11 protein-coding genes are annotated in these 13,496 nt (G+C 65.7%); 2 read left to right on the top strand and 9 right to left on the bottom strand.

The genetic code is table 11. The features are described 5' to 3' along the window. Nucleotides 1–3: 3 nt before the first annotated feature. Nucleotides 4–1,332, bottom strand: coding sequence for a CitMHS family transporter (locus AC1Q7F_RS25070; RefSeq protein ID WP_492511277.1), 1,329 nt, complete (start codon nt 1,330–1,332; stop codon nt 4–6). 275 nt (nt 1,333–1,607) lie between these two features. Between AC1Q7F_RS25070 and AC1Q7F_RS25065 the strand changes: the two genes are divergently transcribed. Next, nucleotides 1,608–3,758 (top strand): TonB-dependent receptor, encoded by a 2,151-nt coding sequence (locus AC1Q7F_RS25065; RefSeq protein WP_492511276.1) that lies wholly within the window; start codon nt 1,608–1,610, stop codon nt 3,756–3,758. A gap of 49 nt (nt 3,759–3,807) precedes the next feature. Then, nucleotides 3,808–5,169 (top strand): MmgE/PrpD family protein, encoded by a 1,362-nt coding sequence (locus tag AC1Q7F_RS25060; RefSeq protein WP_492511275.1) that lies wholly within the window; start codon nt 3,808–3,810, stop codon nt 5,167–5,169. A gap of 42 nt (nt 5,170–5,211) precedes the next feature. On the opposite strand, the gene AC1Q7F_RS25055 is transcribed toward AC1Q7F_RS25060, so the two are convergent. The 8 genes from AC1Q7F_RS25055 to AC1Q7F_RS25020 all read right to left on the bottom strand — a co-directional run bounded on the left by AC1Q7F_RS25055 (nt 5,212) and on the right by AC1Q7F_RS25020 (nt 13,493). Then, nucleotides 5,212–5,700 carry a hypothetical protein gene (locus tag AC1Q7F_RS25055; RefSeq protein WP_492511274.1) on the bottom strand — a complete coding sequence of 163 codons (489 nt, stop codon included), beginning with the start codon at nt 5,698–5,700 and terminating at the stop codon, nt 5,212–5,214. 32 nt (nt 5,701–5,732) lie between these two features. Continuing rightward, nucleotides 5,733–6,611 carry an alpha/beta fold hydrolase gene (locus AC1Q7F_RS25050; RefSeq protein WP_492511273.1) on the bottom strand — a complete coding sequence of 293 codons (879 nt, stop codon included), beginning with the start codon at nt 6,609–6,611 and terminating at the stop codon, nt 5,733–5,735. A 10-nt stretch (nt 6,612–6,621) separates the two neighbouring features. Next, the gene (locus tag AC1Q7F_RS25045) at nt 6,622–7,257 is read right to left on the bottom strand and encodes a cysteine hydrolase family protein (RefSeq protein WP_492511272.1); all 636 of its coding nucleotides are present in this window, start codon (nt 7,255–7,257) and stop codon (nt 6,622–6,624) included. A 98-nt stretch (nt 7,258–7,355) separates the two neighbouring features. Next, nucleotides 7,356–8,003, bottom strand: a complete 648-nt coding sequence (locus AC1Q7F_RS25040; RefSeq protein ID WP_492511271.1) for a response regulator transcription factor — start codon at nt 8,001–8,003, stop codon at nt 7,356–7,358. Between the two features lie 75 nt (nt 8,004–8,078). Continuing rightward, nucleotides 8,079–10,139: a PAS domain-containing sensor histidine kinase gene (locus AC1Q7F_RS25035; RefSeq protein WP_492511270.1), complete on the bottom strand. Its 2,061-nt coding sequence runs from the start codon at nt 10,137–10,139 to the stop codon at nt 8,079–8,081. Beyond that, nucleotides 10,132–10,524: a response regulator transcription factor gene (locus AC1Q7F_RS25030; protein ID WP_492511269.1), complete on the bottom strand. Its 393-nt coding sequence runs from the start codon at nt 10,522–10,524 to the stop codon at nt 10,132–10,134. The genes AC1Q7F_RS25035 and AC1Q7F_RS25030 overlap by 8 nt, the downstream gene beginning before the upstream one ends. A 69-nt stretch (nt 10,525–10,593) precedes the next feature. Next, nucleotides 10,594–12,234, bottom strand: a complete 1,641-nt coding sequence (locus AC1Q7F_RS25025) for a glycoside hydrolase family 43 protein (RefSeq protein ID WP_492511268.1) — start codon at nt 12,232–12,234, stop codon at nt 10,594–10,596. Beyond that, nucleotides 12,231–13,493: an MFS transporter gene (locus AC1Q7F_RS25020; protein ID WP_492511267.1), complete on the bottom strand. Its 1,263-nt coding sequence runs from the start codon at nt 13,491–13,493 to the stop codon at nt 12,231–12,233. Before AC1Q7F_RS25020 ends, AC1Q7F_RS25025 begins: the two co-directional genes overlap by 4 nt. Between the last annotated feature and the right edge of the window lie 3 nt (nt 13,494–13,496).

Genomic DNA, 13,496 nt, shown 5'->3' with positions numbered 1-13,496 from the left:
GGCTCAGCCCGCCCGGAACGGGATGGCGCCCGTGGCGATGGCAGCGACCAGCACGACCAGCGAGATCAGCACCGCCCATTTCAGGGCGAAGCGCTGGGCATCGGCCACATCCACGCCCAGCAGGCCGCAGGCCAGATAGATGGGTGCCAGCAGCGGGCTCAGCGTATGCACCGGCTGCCCGATCAGGGAAGCGCGCGCAATCACTTCCGGGTCGATGCCATAGGCGGCGGCAGCGGTGGCGATGATCGGCACCACCCCGAAATAATAGGCGTCGTTCGACATCACGAAGGTCAGCGGCATGCTGGCTAGGGCCGTGATCGGTGCCATGTAGGGGCCGATTTCAGGCGGGATGATCGACAGGGCGGCATTCGCCATGGCGTCGGCCATGCCCGTGCCGTTCAGGATGCCGGTGAAGGCCCCGGCCGCGAACAGCAGCACCACGACATTGACGACATTGTCGGCGTGCGCCGTGATGCGGGCCTTCTGGTCCTTCAGCCGTGGATAATTGACGGTGGCCGCGATGGCGAAGGCGCCCATCATCATCACCGGCAGCGGCGCCAACCCGAAGATCATGCCCGCCACCAGGCCCATTGTCAGGGCCAGGTTGAACCAGAACAGCCGGGGACGGCGCACGCCGGGTTCAATGTCCATTGCCACCGGGGCACGTGGCGTACCGGTGCCGGCCGACAGGGCCACCCCACCCGCCAACCGCCGCCGTTCCGACCGGCCCAGCATCCAGGCCAGCATGAAGATGGCGAGGAAGCCAACCACCATGGCCGGGATCAGCGGCGCGAACACCTGCCCCAGATCGGCGCCCACAGCAGCGGCGGCGCGCGCCGACGGGCCGCCCCAGGGCACGTAATTCATCAGCGAATTGCACAGGCCCAGCAAGGTGGCCAGGATCAGCGGGTTCATCCCCACCCGGCGATAGACCGGCAGGAAGGCGGTGATGATGATCAGTGCCGTGGTCGTGCCGTCGCCATCCAGCGATACCACCGTGGTCAGCAGGGCCGTGCCCAGCGCGATACGCACGGGATCGTCACCCACAGCGGCCAGCACCCGTCGCACCAGCGGGTCGAACAGGCCGGCATCCATCATGATGGCGAAATACAGCACGGCGAAGGTCAGCATCAGCGCCGTGGGCGCCACCTGCATCACGCCCTGCAAAATCATGTCGCCCAGCCCGGCGCCGGCACCGGTGATCAGGCCGAACAGGATGGGGATCACCAGCAATGCGGCAATGGCCGACATCCGCTTGGTCATGATCAGCACCATGAAGGTGGTGACCATCGCCGTCCCGAGCAGGGCCGGCGAGAGCAACGTATCGAACAAGGTACCGTCTCCCCGCCGCCATGGCCGCCAGCCGACCCGACGCCCTGACATCAGGCATTCAAAGGGCGGTTCGGCGCCATAGGGCTGTTGAATGAAGTGACGGGGCTTTGCCATCCGTCGGTGTGCATCCTGTGCGGATGGCGCCACTTCGTCAAGAACAACATCCATATCCAATAAATTTTGCATCCAATATGTTGACCGATAGCATCCAGCGTGCATATGGTGCGCTCCATAACCGGCAATAACCGGGTAGAAGAGCCTTTAGGGAGGAACAAATGCGCGTTTTCAGCCGCCAGGCCCTGGCCTGTGGAACATCCGCCGCCATTCTGCTGTCGGCCAGTGCCGCCCTGGCCCAGGAAGCGGCGGGCCCCGCCGTGCTGGAGGAGATCATCGTCACGGCCCAGCGCCGCAGCGAGCGCCTGCAGGACGTGCCGGTCACGGTGACGGCGTTCAGCGCCGAGGAGATTGCCCAGGCCCGCCTGCGCCAGATCGATGATATCGCCAGCCGCACGCCGGGCCTGAATTTCGATGCCTTCCCCGCGTCCCAGCCGCGTATCGCCATCCGTGGCATCGGGTCCAGCGACCGTGGTGCCGCCGGTGACCCCAGCGCCGCCGTCTTCCTGGACGAAATCTATATGGGCCGGCCGGCGGCCGTGGCCTTCGACGCGTTCGACGTGTCCCGGATCGAGGTGCTGAAGGGACCGCAGGGCACGCTCTATGGCCGCAACGTGGTGGGCGGCGCCATCAATGTCGTCAGCAACCGGCCGGATCTGGACCGCACCGATGCGGGTGCCGAGGCCACGGTCGGCAATTATGAGCGGCTGGAGGCGGCGGGCTTTGCCAATATCCCGCTGGCCGAGGGCAAATGGGCGGCTCGCGCCAGCGGCGCCTGGCGCACCCATGACGGCTATGTGAAGAACAGTTTCACCGGGGGCCGGGTGGAGGACCAGGATACGCGCAGCGGCCGGTTCCAGATCTATGGCGAGCCGTCGGAAACGGTGCGCGTCCTGCTGGGCGTCGATGGCACCCGCGACCGCGCCACGGGCCCGGCCCAGCATGTGCTGGACCTGGACCCGACCGATCCCCGCCGCGCCCTGTGGACCGTCGACCGCAACCGCAAGCGTACGGCCGGCTCTGACGAGGGCTATCAGGACCGCGACACCTGGGGGGTGCGGGGCCAGCTGGATTGGGACCTGCCGTTCGCGACGGCGACATATCTCGGTTCCTACCGCGACCTGGATTACCACGTCGCCTATGATTTCGACGGCGGCAACGAGACGACCAACCCCCTCGGCATCAGCGGCGGCAATGACGAGGACAGCGAATTTTCCAGCCACGAATTGCGGCTGAATTCGCTGCCCGACAGCACCATCCAGTGGGTGGCCGGGCTCTATAATTTCAACAACGATACCGACCGCCTTGATATCCTGGTCATCGATCAGGGCCGTCCGGCCACGGAGATCTATACCCAGGCGGCCAAGCTGACATCCTATGCCGCCTTCGGCGACGCCACCGTGCCGCTGGGCGAGCGTTTCTCGCTGATCGGCGGCCTGCGCTATTCCAAGGACAAGAAGGATTACCGCGTTTCCAACACCGCCGGCACGGCCGTGCTGCGCGGGGAGGAAGAGTTCGACGTCACCACATCCGACAGCTATGACGCCTGGACCTGGCGCGGTGGCGCGCAATACAAGCTGGAGCGCGACCATCAGCTCTATGCCATGGTGTCCCGCGGCTTCAAGAGCGGTGGCTTCCAGGATACGCCATCCTCCGCCGCCGACGCGGCCGACGGATTCGAGCCGGAATTCGCCACCCAATATGAGTTGGGCCAGAAAAGCAGCTTCCTGGATGGGCACCTGACCTGGAACAACACCTTCTTCGTGATGAAGTACACGGACCTGCAGACCAAGCGGACCCTGCCCAATCTGTCCATCGTCACGGAAAATGCCGGCAAGGCGACCATCAAAGGCTATGAGACCCAGTTGAACTGGAGCCCATTCAAGGGTGCGCGGCTGGCCGCCAGCTATGGCTATACCGACGCCACCTTTGACGAGTTCGCGCCGGAGCCCGGCGTGGATTACGCCGGCAACCGCCTGTCGCGCACGCCCAAGCACAAGATCGTGCTGTCGCCTTCATACGAGGCGTCGCTGGGCGATGGCAGCACCCTGCTGTTCGCCGCCGACTATCGGTATGAAAGCATGATCTTCGACGATAATTCCAATGACGGGCCGGAACGTCGTCCCTCGACCCAGTTCGTCGATGCCCGCGCTACCTATACCGCAGCCTCTGGCCAATGGACCCTGTCGCTCTGGGGCAAGAACCTGACCCAGGAGGTGACTCGTACGCACCAGACCGTGTTCCTGGGGGCCAATTTCGGGTCCTACAGCCCACCGCGCACCTTTGGCGCGACGGTCGGCTGGAAGATGTGAGCACCTGTGGGGCCCGGTGTGGTGCACCGGGCCCATTCTGGAGATCATCATGACTATTGCCGAGCAGATCGCCCGTTACGCGATAACCCTGGATGCTGCGCGGTTGCCACCGATTGTCGTGACGCGGGTGAAGCAGCGGCTGGTCGACAGCCTGGCCTGTGCGCTGGGAGCCTATGGCTCCACGCCCGCCATGGCCGCGACGGCGCTGGCGGCCACGGTGCCGGTACCGGCGGCGACGGTTTTCGGTACCGGCTTGCGCACCACACCCGACATCGCCGCCTTCGCCAACGGCACCATGGTCCGCTATCTGGACTATAATGACGGCTATATGAGCCTGGAGCCGGGCCATCCCAGCGACAATATCCCCGCCTGCCTGGCCGTGGCGGAGGCCGAGGGGGCATCGGGTCGAGACCTGATCGCCGCCATCGCCCTGGCGTACGAGGTGCAGATGCGCCTGCAGGATGCGGCCGGGCTGAACAAGCGCGGCTGGGACCATGTGAACTATATCCTGGTCTCCATGGCCGCCGCCGCATCGCGGCTGATGAAGCTGACCGAAGAACAGACGGCACAGGCCATCAACATGGCACTCAACGGCCATGTTGCGATGCGCCAGGTGCGCTCGGGTGAATTGTCGGCCTGGAAAGGCGCATCCGCGGCCAATGCCGCGCGCAACGCCATCTTCTGTGCCGGCCTGGCCCGCCACGGCATGGACGGTCCGTCGCCGATCTTCGAGGGCAAGATGGGTTTCATCCGGCAGGTGTCGGGTGAGCTGGATTTCGATATCGGCCGGTTCGGTACGCCGGAGAACGGCGATTACCGCATCCTGAAATCCCTGACCAAGACCTTCCCCACCAATGGCGAGTTGCACACGGCGGTCTGGGCCGGCATCGCCCTGCGGTCCCAGGTGCCCGACCTTGGCGACATCGCGTCGATCCACATCGACACCACCGACATCGGGTATCGCATCCTGGCCAGCGATCCGCAGAAATGGCGGCCCGCCACCAGGGAAACCGCCGATCACAGCCTGCCCTACAATGTGGCCCGTGCGCTGATCGATGGCGGGATCACGCTCGCCTCCTACGATCCGGCGATGATCGCCGATCCGCGGGCGGGGGCGTTGATGGCCCGGACGACGGTCAGCGAAGACCCGGCCCTGACAGCCCTGTTCCCCCAATATCTGCCCAACCGGATCACGCTGACGCTGCGGTCGGGTGCCTTGCTGGTGCAGGAGGTGGTGTCCGGGCCGGGTTCTGTCGAAACGCCGATGGAAGACGCCGATTTTGAGGCGAAATTCCGCCGCATGGCCGGGCCGCATATCGACAAGGGCAGCCAGGATGCCATCCTGGGCTTCGCCGCGGCTCTGGAAAACCAGAGCGACTATGCCGCCCTTTTCACGGCCATGTGCCCGTGAGGCCGGCAGGCGCAGGGGTTTTGGCCGGTGCGCCAACGCTGATCAGAGGGGCAGCGGCCGCCGGCGCACCGCCAGCCAGCCCAACCCGATGAAGGCAACCAGCACCGCGCCCTGAGCCAGGGCGAAGGGCGGCTCGCTTCCCGTGGGGGCCAGATCGTTCAGCACCGCGATCTTCAGGAAGGACTGCACCACCGCCACGAAGGCGTTCAGGTACAGGGCGAAAATGGCAGTCCCCAGATAGGTTGCGGCCCAGACCCCGCTGCGCTGGCGGCGAAAATAAGCCACCAGCGCCACGGCCAGGACCGCGAGGGAGACAGCCCCCACGCCCAAGGCGGGCGTGAAGGCGGTGATGGGGAACATGAAGCCGGTGATGGTGGTGGCAATGGTGGTGACCAGGAAGACGGCATTCACCGCCCCCAGCCACCGCCCATTGACCAGGGCCAGAAGCCAGACCAGTCCCGTGGCGAGACCAATCAGGGAAATCACCACATGCAGCGTCGTGAACGCCTCGATCGATAATCCAAGAAGCATGGTCGTCTCCTGCTGTTTGATGCGTCCGACCCTCAGGCCGGGCGCGGGTTGTTCTTCACGAAGCTGGCGATCAGATCGGCGCTGAGTTCCGGATACTGGTGCTGCGGCCCGTGGCCGCTGTCGGGCCAGGTGGCCACGAACAGGGTGGGCCAGAGGTCGTTCTGCGCGTACCAGCTCTCCACCGGAAACATGATGTCATGGTCGCCCGACAGGGCCAGGACGGGGATGTCCGTGCTGCGGAAGAAGGCCTGCAAGGCGCCGTCGGGATCGGGGAACGGCGTGGTCGGATCGGAACTGGCGATCACCGATTGTATCATGATATCGGGCGGCGTGAAGGCATCCGTCACGGCGGCGCGCGACCGGATGCGGGCCACCGACGCGTCGCCCGCGGCACGGGATTTGGCACTGTCCGGCTCAAAGAACAGGATATATTCCTCCGCCATGCCATAGTCATGCGTGAAGGCGGTCTGCAGGAACAACGGATCCTGCGGCTTCACCAACAGGCCGGGCGGCATGGTGGCGATGGCCAGGACGTGGCTGACCTTGTCGGGATATGTCGCCGCGAACACCTGCGCCGCGAAGCCGCCCAGTGACCAGCCACCGATCACCACCCGGCCCAGGCCCAGGCCCTTGACCAGATCATCCACATCCTTGGCCATGTCCTGCTTGGCATAGCTGGCCTTGCCGGTGGACAGGCCCAGGCCGGAATAATCGAAGGTGGTGACGGTGAAATCCCGCGCCAGCAGATCCAGGAACAGCGGGTCCCAACTGTCCATGGTGCCCCGGAAGCGCACGCACAGGACCAGGTCCGGTCCCTGGCCGAAGCGGCGATAGGCCAGCGTGCGGCCATCCACCTCCACGCTGCGGTTGGGAGCGGTCAGGGCGGTGTAATCGACGGAAATGCTGCTCATGTCATCCTCCTCAGATATTGGGCGTGGCCAGCGCATCCACCAGCTCAGCAGTGGTGACGATGGCGTGGGCATAGGTGGGACCGTTGATCTCGTGCGCGGCGCGCATGGCCTCCGGCCCGGCCGCCGCCGTGGCGTCGCGGACCAGGGTGGTGTGATAGCCAAGCTCCACCGCATAGCGGCCGGTGCTTTCGATGCAGGTATTGGCGATCAGCCCGATCAGGATGACCCGGGCGATACCCCGCTGCTTCAGCAGGAAGTCAAGGTTGGTGTTGGCGAAGCCGCTGGAGCCCCAATGTTCGGTGGCCACCATGTCGCCCGGCTGCGGCGCGAAGTCGGGAAACCATTCCCCACCCCAGCTGCCGGCCGCGAACACGCGGTGGCGGTAACCGCCCTCCAGATACGGGTTGGGATGGTCCCAGCCATCCAGGTCACCATCCTTCCAACGGTGATGCGGCACGATGATGATGGGCAGGCCGGCACCGCGCGCCGCCGCCACGGCCTTGCGCAGGTTGTTCAGCAGGCCCAGTTCCGTGGCCACGGTTGCCACCATGGGCCAGAGCTTGCCTTCCGGCGCCAGAAAGTCGTTATAAGGATCGACGAACAGCAGTGCCGTCCGCGCCCTGTCGATAGGGGTGGTCGCCGACATCGGGTCATCTCCGGTGATCGCTGGGCCCCGTGCTTGCGGGGTGTGCCTACGATGCGCCCTGAGATGCCGTTAACCAATTGTCCATGGATGTAGGCTGCTCATACCTGCGTATAGGCGCGGGGAGCGGCCGCCTGCGGGTCCAGCTTCAGGGTTTCCGCCATGCGCACCAGATCGGCGAGCGTGCGGGCCCCCATCTTGCGCATGGCGGAGCCGCGATGGATCTTCACCGTGATCTCCGACAGGCCCAGATCACCCGCCACCTGCTTGTTCAGCCTTCCGGCCGTGACCAGGGCCATCACCTGCCGTTCGCGCGGCGTCAGGGTTTCGTAAAGGGAACGGAGCTGCGTCACCGCACCGTGCGCCAGGCGATGGGTGCGGTCCTGCTCGATGGCAGCGGAGACGGCGTCCAGCAGATCCTGTTCGCGGAACGGCTTGGGCAGGAAATCCAACGCACCGGCCTTCATCGCCCGCACCGACATGGGGATGTCACCGTGACCGGTCATGATGATGACGGGAAGCGAGATGCCCAGGCCCTGAAGCTGCGCCTGGAAATCCAGCCCGCTCATCCCCGGCATGCGCACATCCAGCAGCAGGCAGCCCGGCACATCGGGGCGCACGGTATCCAGGAAACAACGCACGCTGTCATGCGCCATGGCTCCCAGCCCGACGGACCGGAACAGGCTGTCCAGCGACTGCCGCAGGGAGGCGTCGTCATCGATGATATGGACGATGGATTCAGCCGACATCGGGGGCCGCTCCGGACATTTGACGAGGGAAAGGTTAAGTTGCGGAAGCATCAGGCGCAAGGGCGATGGGGTTCATCATGCCCCCTTCTTAAGTACGTCCCCCTCCGCCAGGGCGGGCAGGGTGAAACGGAATCTTGCGCCGGGTCCGTCGGCACGGTTGGTGGCCTCGATACTGCCGCCATGCGCCTCGATGATGGAGCGGCAGACGGCCAGGCCGATGCCCAGCCCGTCCCGCTTGGTGGTGAAGAAACTGTCGAACAGGCGCGGGGCGACGGTGGGGCTGAGGCCGGGGCCATTATCCTCCACGATCACCGACAGGTGCCCCTCATCCGTGGCGGCCACGGTCACAGACAGACGCTGTTCCGACATCTGCGCCGCCGCCATCGCCTGCAGGGCGTTGACGGCCAGATTGACGATGACCTGCTGTATCTGGATACGGTCGGCCGCGACCAGGGCCGGGCCGGGGGTAGGGTCGAAGCGCAATTCCACCTGCCGCGCCTGGAACTCATGCTTCAGGAAGCGCGTCGCCTCCTCCACCAGATCGTTCAGGCCGACGGGCACATGGTCGGCGCGGCGGTTGGCGGCCATGTCGCGCACCCGCGCGATGATGCCGGCGGCGCGTTGCGCATCCGACACCACCCGCCCCGCCAGTTCCCGCACCTCCGCCAGATCGGGCTCCGCCCGGCCCAGCCAGCGGAGCGCAGCAGCACCGCTGGCGCTGATCGCCGCCAGGGGCTGGTTCACCTCATGCGCGATGGAGGCGGCCAGTTCGCCCAGCATGGCGACGCGGCCGGCATGGGCCAGCTCCGTCTGCATCTGTTCCACCTTGGCCACGGCCGCCACACGGTCGCCGATATCGACGAAGGCCACGATATTGGTGCCGCGTTCCCAGGTGGCGTGCGGGAAGGCCACGGTATAGAGGACGTCGATCGGCGTACCGTCCAGCGCGTCGATCTGGGTTTCCTCCGAATATCCGGGCTCGCCCCGCAGACGGGCCAGCACGGTGCGCCGCACCGTTTCCGGCCGGGTGCGCCAGAACCGTTCGATGGGGATCAGCATCTCCTCCCGGTCCGCCGCACGGAACAGGCGCAGCGCCTGGGGGTTCACCTCGATCGTCCGGGTGTTGCGCAGGATGTCGCGGATGAAATCCAGGTCGATATCGGTTTCTGTCCGGGGCATGGGCCGGCCATTGCCGATATATGAGCGCAACTGGCTGTTCATATAGTGCAGGTCCAGCTGCCCCAGAGCCACGGGCATATTGTCGAACAACTCCCGGTATCGCCGCTCGCTGCGCCGCGTCTCCTCCTCCGCCTGTTTGCGCTCGGTAATGTCGATAACGCCGACCAGCACATGGCCCCTGCCCTTATGCTCCTCCGGCCAGCAGACGGTGAACAGCACGTCGATGGGCCGGCCATCCAGACGGGTCAGGGTGGTTTCGGTGGCGTAACGGTCCTGGCGCCGGGCGGCGGCGATCAGACTTTCGGCAAAGACCCGGTGACTTTGCGGTGGGAAGCACCAGGCGACATGGCCACCCACCATTTCCTCTCGGCTCGTCGCGCCGAACAGGGATACCGCCTTGTCATTGACGTCGATAACGCGCACGGCCCGCATTGCCTCGACAATCCAGTCGGGATTTTCGGCCATGTGGCGGGGGAAATCGGTGACGCCGGCGGCCATCAGGTCGCCGATCATCATGCGCACCCGGCTGAAATCCATTTCCCAGAAGGCGGCGGCCATGGCCTGGAACAGGTTGCGGTAACGATGGGCCGCCAGCCGCGCATCCTGTTCCAGCGCCGACAGGGTGGCGATGTCGCGCCCCGTCTCCACAATATCGCGGGGCTGGCCATCGGCATCGCGGCGCAGGGTCCAGCGCACCTCCACCCGGCGCTCCGCCCCGTCGGCGGCGCGCCGGCCCACCTCCCCCTCCCAGGACCCAGCCAACAGCACCTTGGCTTCGATATCGGCGATGGGGAACAGGTGGCGGGTAACCAGCAGATCGTTGAGATCCCTGCCCAGCGCCTGCGCCCGTGGCCAGCCATAGAGCGTCTGCGACGCGCGGTTCCACAGGGTGATGCGGCCGCCCATATCGCGGACCACCAGGCTTTCCGTCACCAGATCGGCGATATCGTCAATCATGGGGTGGCAGTCCCTCCGCCGGCCCGATGATTTCGGCCAGGCAGCCCGCCAACTCGTCGGCATCGAACGGCTTGCGCAGCAGCCGGAACGGGTGTGACGCCAGGGCGCGTTCCAGCAGCGGGCGTTCGGTGCGCGCCGTCATCAGGATAACGGGCAGGTCGGGCCGCCGGCCCGCCAGGGCCAAGCGCAAATCAATGCCCGACAGGCCCGGCATCTGGATATCGGTGACGACGCAGTCCGTACCACCCAGATCGGCGCTGGCCAGGAAATCCTCTGCCGATCCATGTGCCGTGGCGCGGTAGCCGAATGACCGCAACAGGTTCACCAGCGCCGCACTCAGCGACGGATCGTCATCGATGACACAGACAAGCAGGGGCACGGACACCTTGCATCCTTCCAAGGGCGGATGTGAGGTCCCATGCTGGCACGAGGGCCGGGCGGAGGGGAATCATATCTAGGTGTTAGTGATGGCAGCGGGATCGGCGACATAGTCCCTTTCGCGATAATCGAACCAGTCGAAATCGGCCGGTAGGCCGGTGCCGGACATGTCCTGACAGGCCATGCCGATGAAAGCGCCGGTGAAATTGGGGGCGCCGGGGCTGGTCGCCTCGTCCGACAGGATGCTGGCATCGAAGGTCTGGGGCAGCCAGGACCAAGACGTACCGTCCAGGCTGTAGGCGAAGCGCAGCCGTTCGAAATCCACCTCCGCCCGCAGACACAGGGGGCCAGGCGGGAGCGGGATGGGATCGGTGAAGGCGTCGGCCTGGGGACTGTCCGGCAGAGCCGACATCACACGCAGATGGCGGCCGATCCCCTCCTCATGGCTGACATGGAGATAATGAAACTTGGCGGCACCGTAATAGCAGACCAGACCGGCCACCTGCTGGAAATGCCGTGGCTCGAAATCCATGCTTGTGGCGGCCGAATAGCAGAATGCCTGCTGGCGCCTGGCCACCAGGGCCTGACGGAAATGGCTGCCGATGGTCTCCCGTCCATGCAGCCGCAGCCAGCCGGGGCGATCGGTCAGGCTGAAAATCTCCGCCGGATAGGGGGTGCGCAGCCATTGGAAATCGATGGGCAGGTCGGGCCCGTCGAAATCGGCCCGCACCGGCGTGGGCGCGAACGCATGGGGGGGCAGGCCGGGCGACGGGGTGGACAGGCTGGGCAGTCCCTGCCCGTCCACGGTGCGCAACCAGCCATCCCCGCCCCAGACCATGCGCTGGATCGCTGTCTCCCGCCCCAGCACACAGCGACCGCGGTTGGGCAGCGGCCGGCCGCAGAGATAGACGGCATAGGTCTCCCCCTCCGGCGTGTCGACCAGATCGGCATGGCCGGCCCGCTGTAGGGCCGCGTCGGGGCGGTTGCGAGAGGTGAGGATATAGGTATCGGGGTGCAGCTCATAGGGGCCGGTCAGGGCGCGCGACCTTGCCATGGTCACGGCATGGTTCCAGCCGGTCCCCCCTTCGGCCGTCAGCAGATAGTACCAGCCGTCGCGCTTGTAGAGATGGGGGGCTTCGGTCAGGCCCAGGCTGGTGCCCCTGAAGATCAGCGTGCGGTCACCGACCAGGGCCTGTGCCGCGTGGGAATATTCCTGACAGACGATGCCAGCGAAGCGGTTGTGGCCGGGTCGATGGTCCCACAGCATGTTGACCTGATATTTGCGGCCATCATCATCATGAAACAGCGACGGGTCGAAGCCGCTGCTGTTCAGATACACCGGGTCGGACCAGTCGCCATCAATGGTCTCACCTGTCACCAGATAATTATGGAAGTCGCGCAGCGAGGCGCCCGAGGCACCGGCCACGCTGGTGCGGCCATAGCGCTTCACGTCGGTATAGATCAGGTAAAACCGCCCATCGGCATGGGTCAGGCAGGGGGCCCAGACGCCGCAGCTGTCGGGCGCGCCCAGCATGTTCAGCTGGCTGGGCCGGTTCAATGGCCGCGCCACCAGCCGCCAATGCACCAGATCGCGCGAATGATGGATCTGCACACCGGGAAACCATTCGAAGGTCGAGGTGGCGATGTAATAGTCCCGGCCCACACGGACGATGGAGGGGTCAGGGTTGAAGCCCGGCAGGATGGGGTTGCGGATCATGGCGTCACCGTCTTTGCATGGTCGCGCACCAGCACCCAGAGCAGCACCGCGCCCAGGATATCCAGCACGCCCAGCGCCAGGAAGAAGGGATCATAACCCACACTCGCCACCAATCCACCGATCAGAAGGGAGAAGATCAGGACGCCCAGATTGCCCATGGTACCCGCCATGCCGGCCACAGTCGCCACCTCGTTGCGGCGGAACAGGTCCGACGCCATGGTGATGACGGTGACCGACAGGGTCTGGTGCGCGAAACCGCCCAGGCATAGCAGGGCGATGGCCAGATAGGCGCTTTCCACCCGTCCCACGAAGGCCATGCCGGTCATCATCAGCGCCCCCACCGTGAAGGCCCAGCGCCGCGCGTTCAACAGCCCCACACCACGGCGGTGCAGGAAGCTGGCGATGGTCGGCCCGAACAGGCAGCCCAGGTCGGCCGCCACGAAGGGCAGCCAGGCGAACATGGCGATGGCCGCCAGATCGAAGCCGCGCACCGTCGTCAGGTACAACGGCACCCAGAAGGCCAAGGTGCCCCAGGTGGGGTCAGCCAGGAAGCGCGGCAGGGCGATGCCCCAGAAATTGCGCTGCTTCAGCAATTGCCGGATCGACGGCTTGGTGCCATCGCCGGTCAGGTGGGTTTCCTGGCCCGCCGCGATATGGGCGCGTTCGGCATCGGACAGGGCGGGGTGGGTGGCAGGTGACTGGTAGAATTTCAACCAGGCCACGACCCAGACCAGCCCCAGTGCACCGGCCATGACGAAGGCCATCTGCCAGTTCCAGAACAGGATGGCCCAGGCCACCAGCGGCGGGGCCAGCATCGACCCGACCGAGGCGCCGATATTATAGAGGCCCCCGGCATGGCCACGCTCACGCGCCGGGAACCATTCCGACACGGCCTTCATCCCGGCAGGATTGGCCGATCCCTCCGCGATGCCCAGCAGGCCGCGCAACCCCGCCAGCATGGGCCAACTGTTGGCCAGCCCATGCGCCATGGTCAGCAGCGACCAGACGGTGGCGAAGATGGCGAAACCCATCTTCAGCCCGATCACGTCCAGGATATAGCCGCACAGCGGCTGCATCATCACGCCCAGCTGGAAGGCGCCGGTGATCCAGCCATATTCCTGCGTGGTGATGTCCAGATCGGTCAGCACCGTCGGGGCGGCAACGCCCAGGGTGGCGCGCGTCAGGTAATTGATCATCGCGCCCAGCATGATCAGCCCGATCATCCACCAGCGCAGCGCCTTGATCGTCTTCGAACCCATCGG

Source organism: Niveispirillum sp. GW835-FHT14G11, assembly GCF_058793615.1.
The sequence above is the reverse complement of the archived record's forward strand: the minus strand, read 5'-3'. Positions and strand labels throughout refer to the sequence as shown.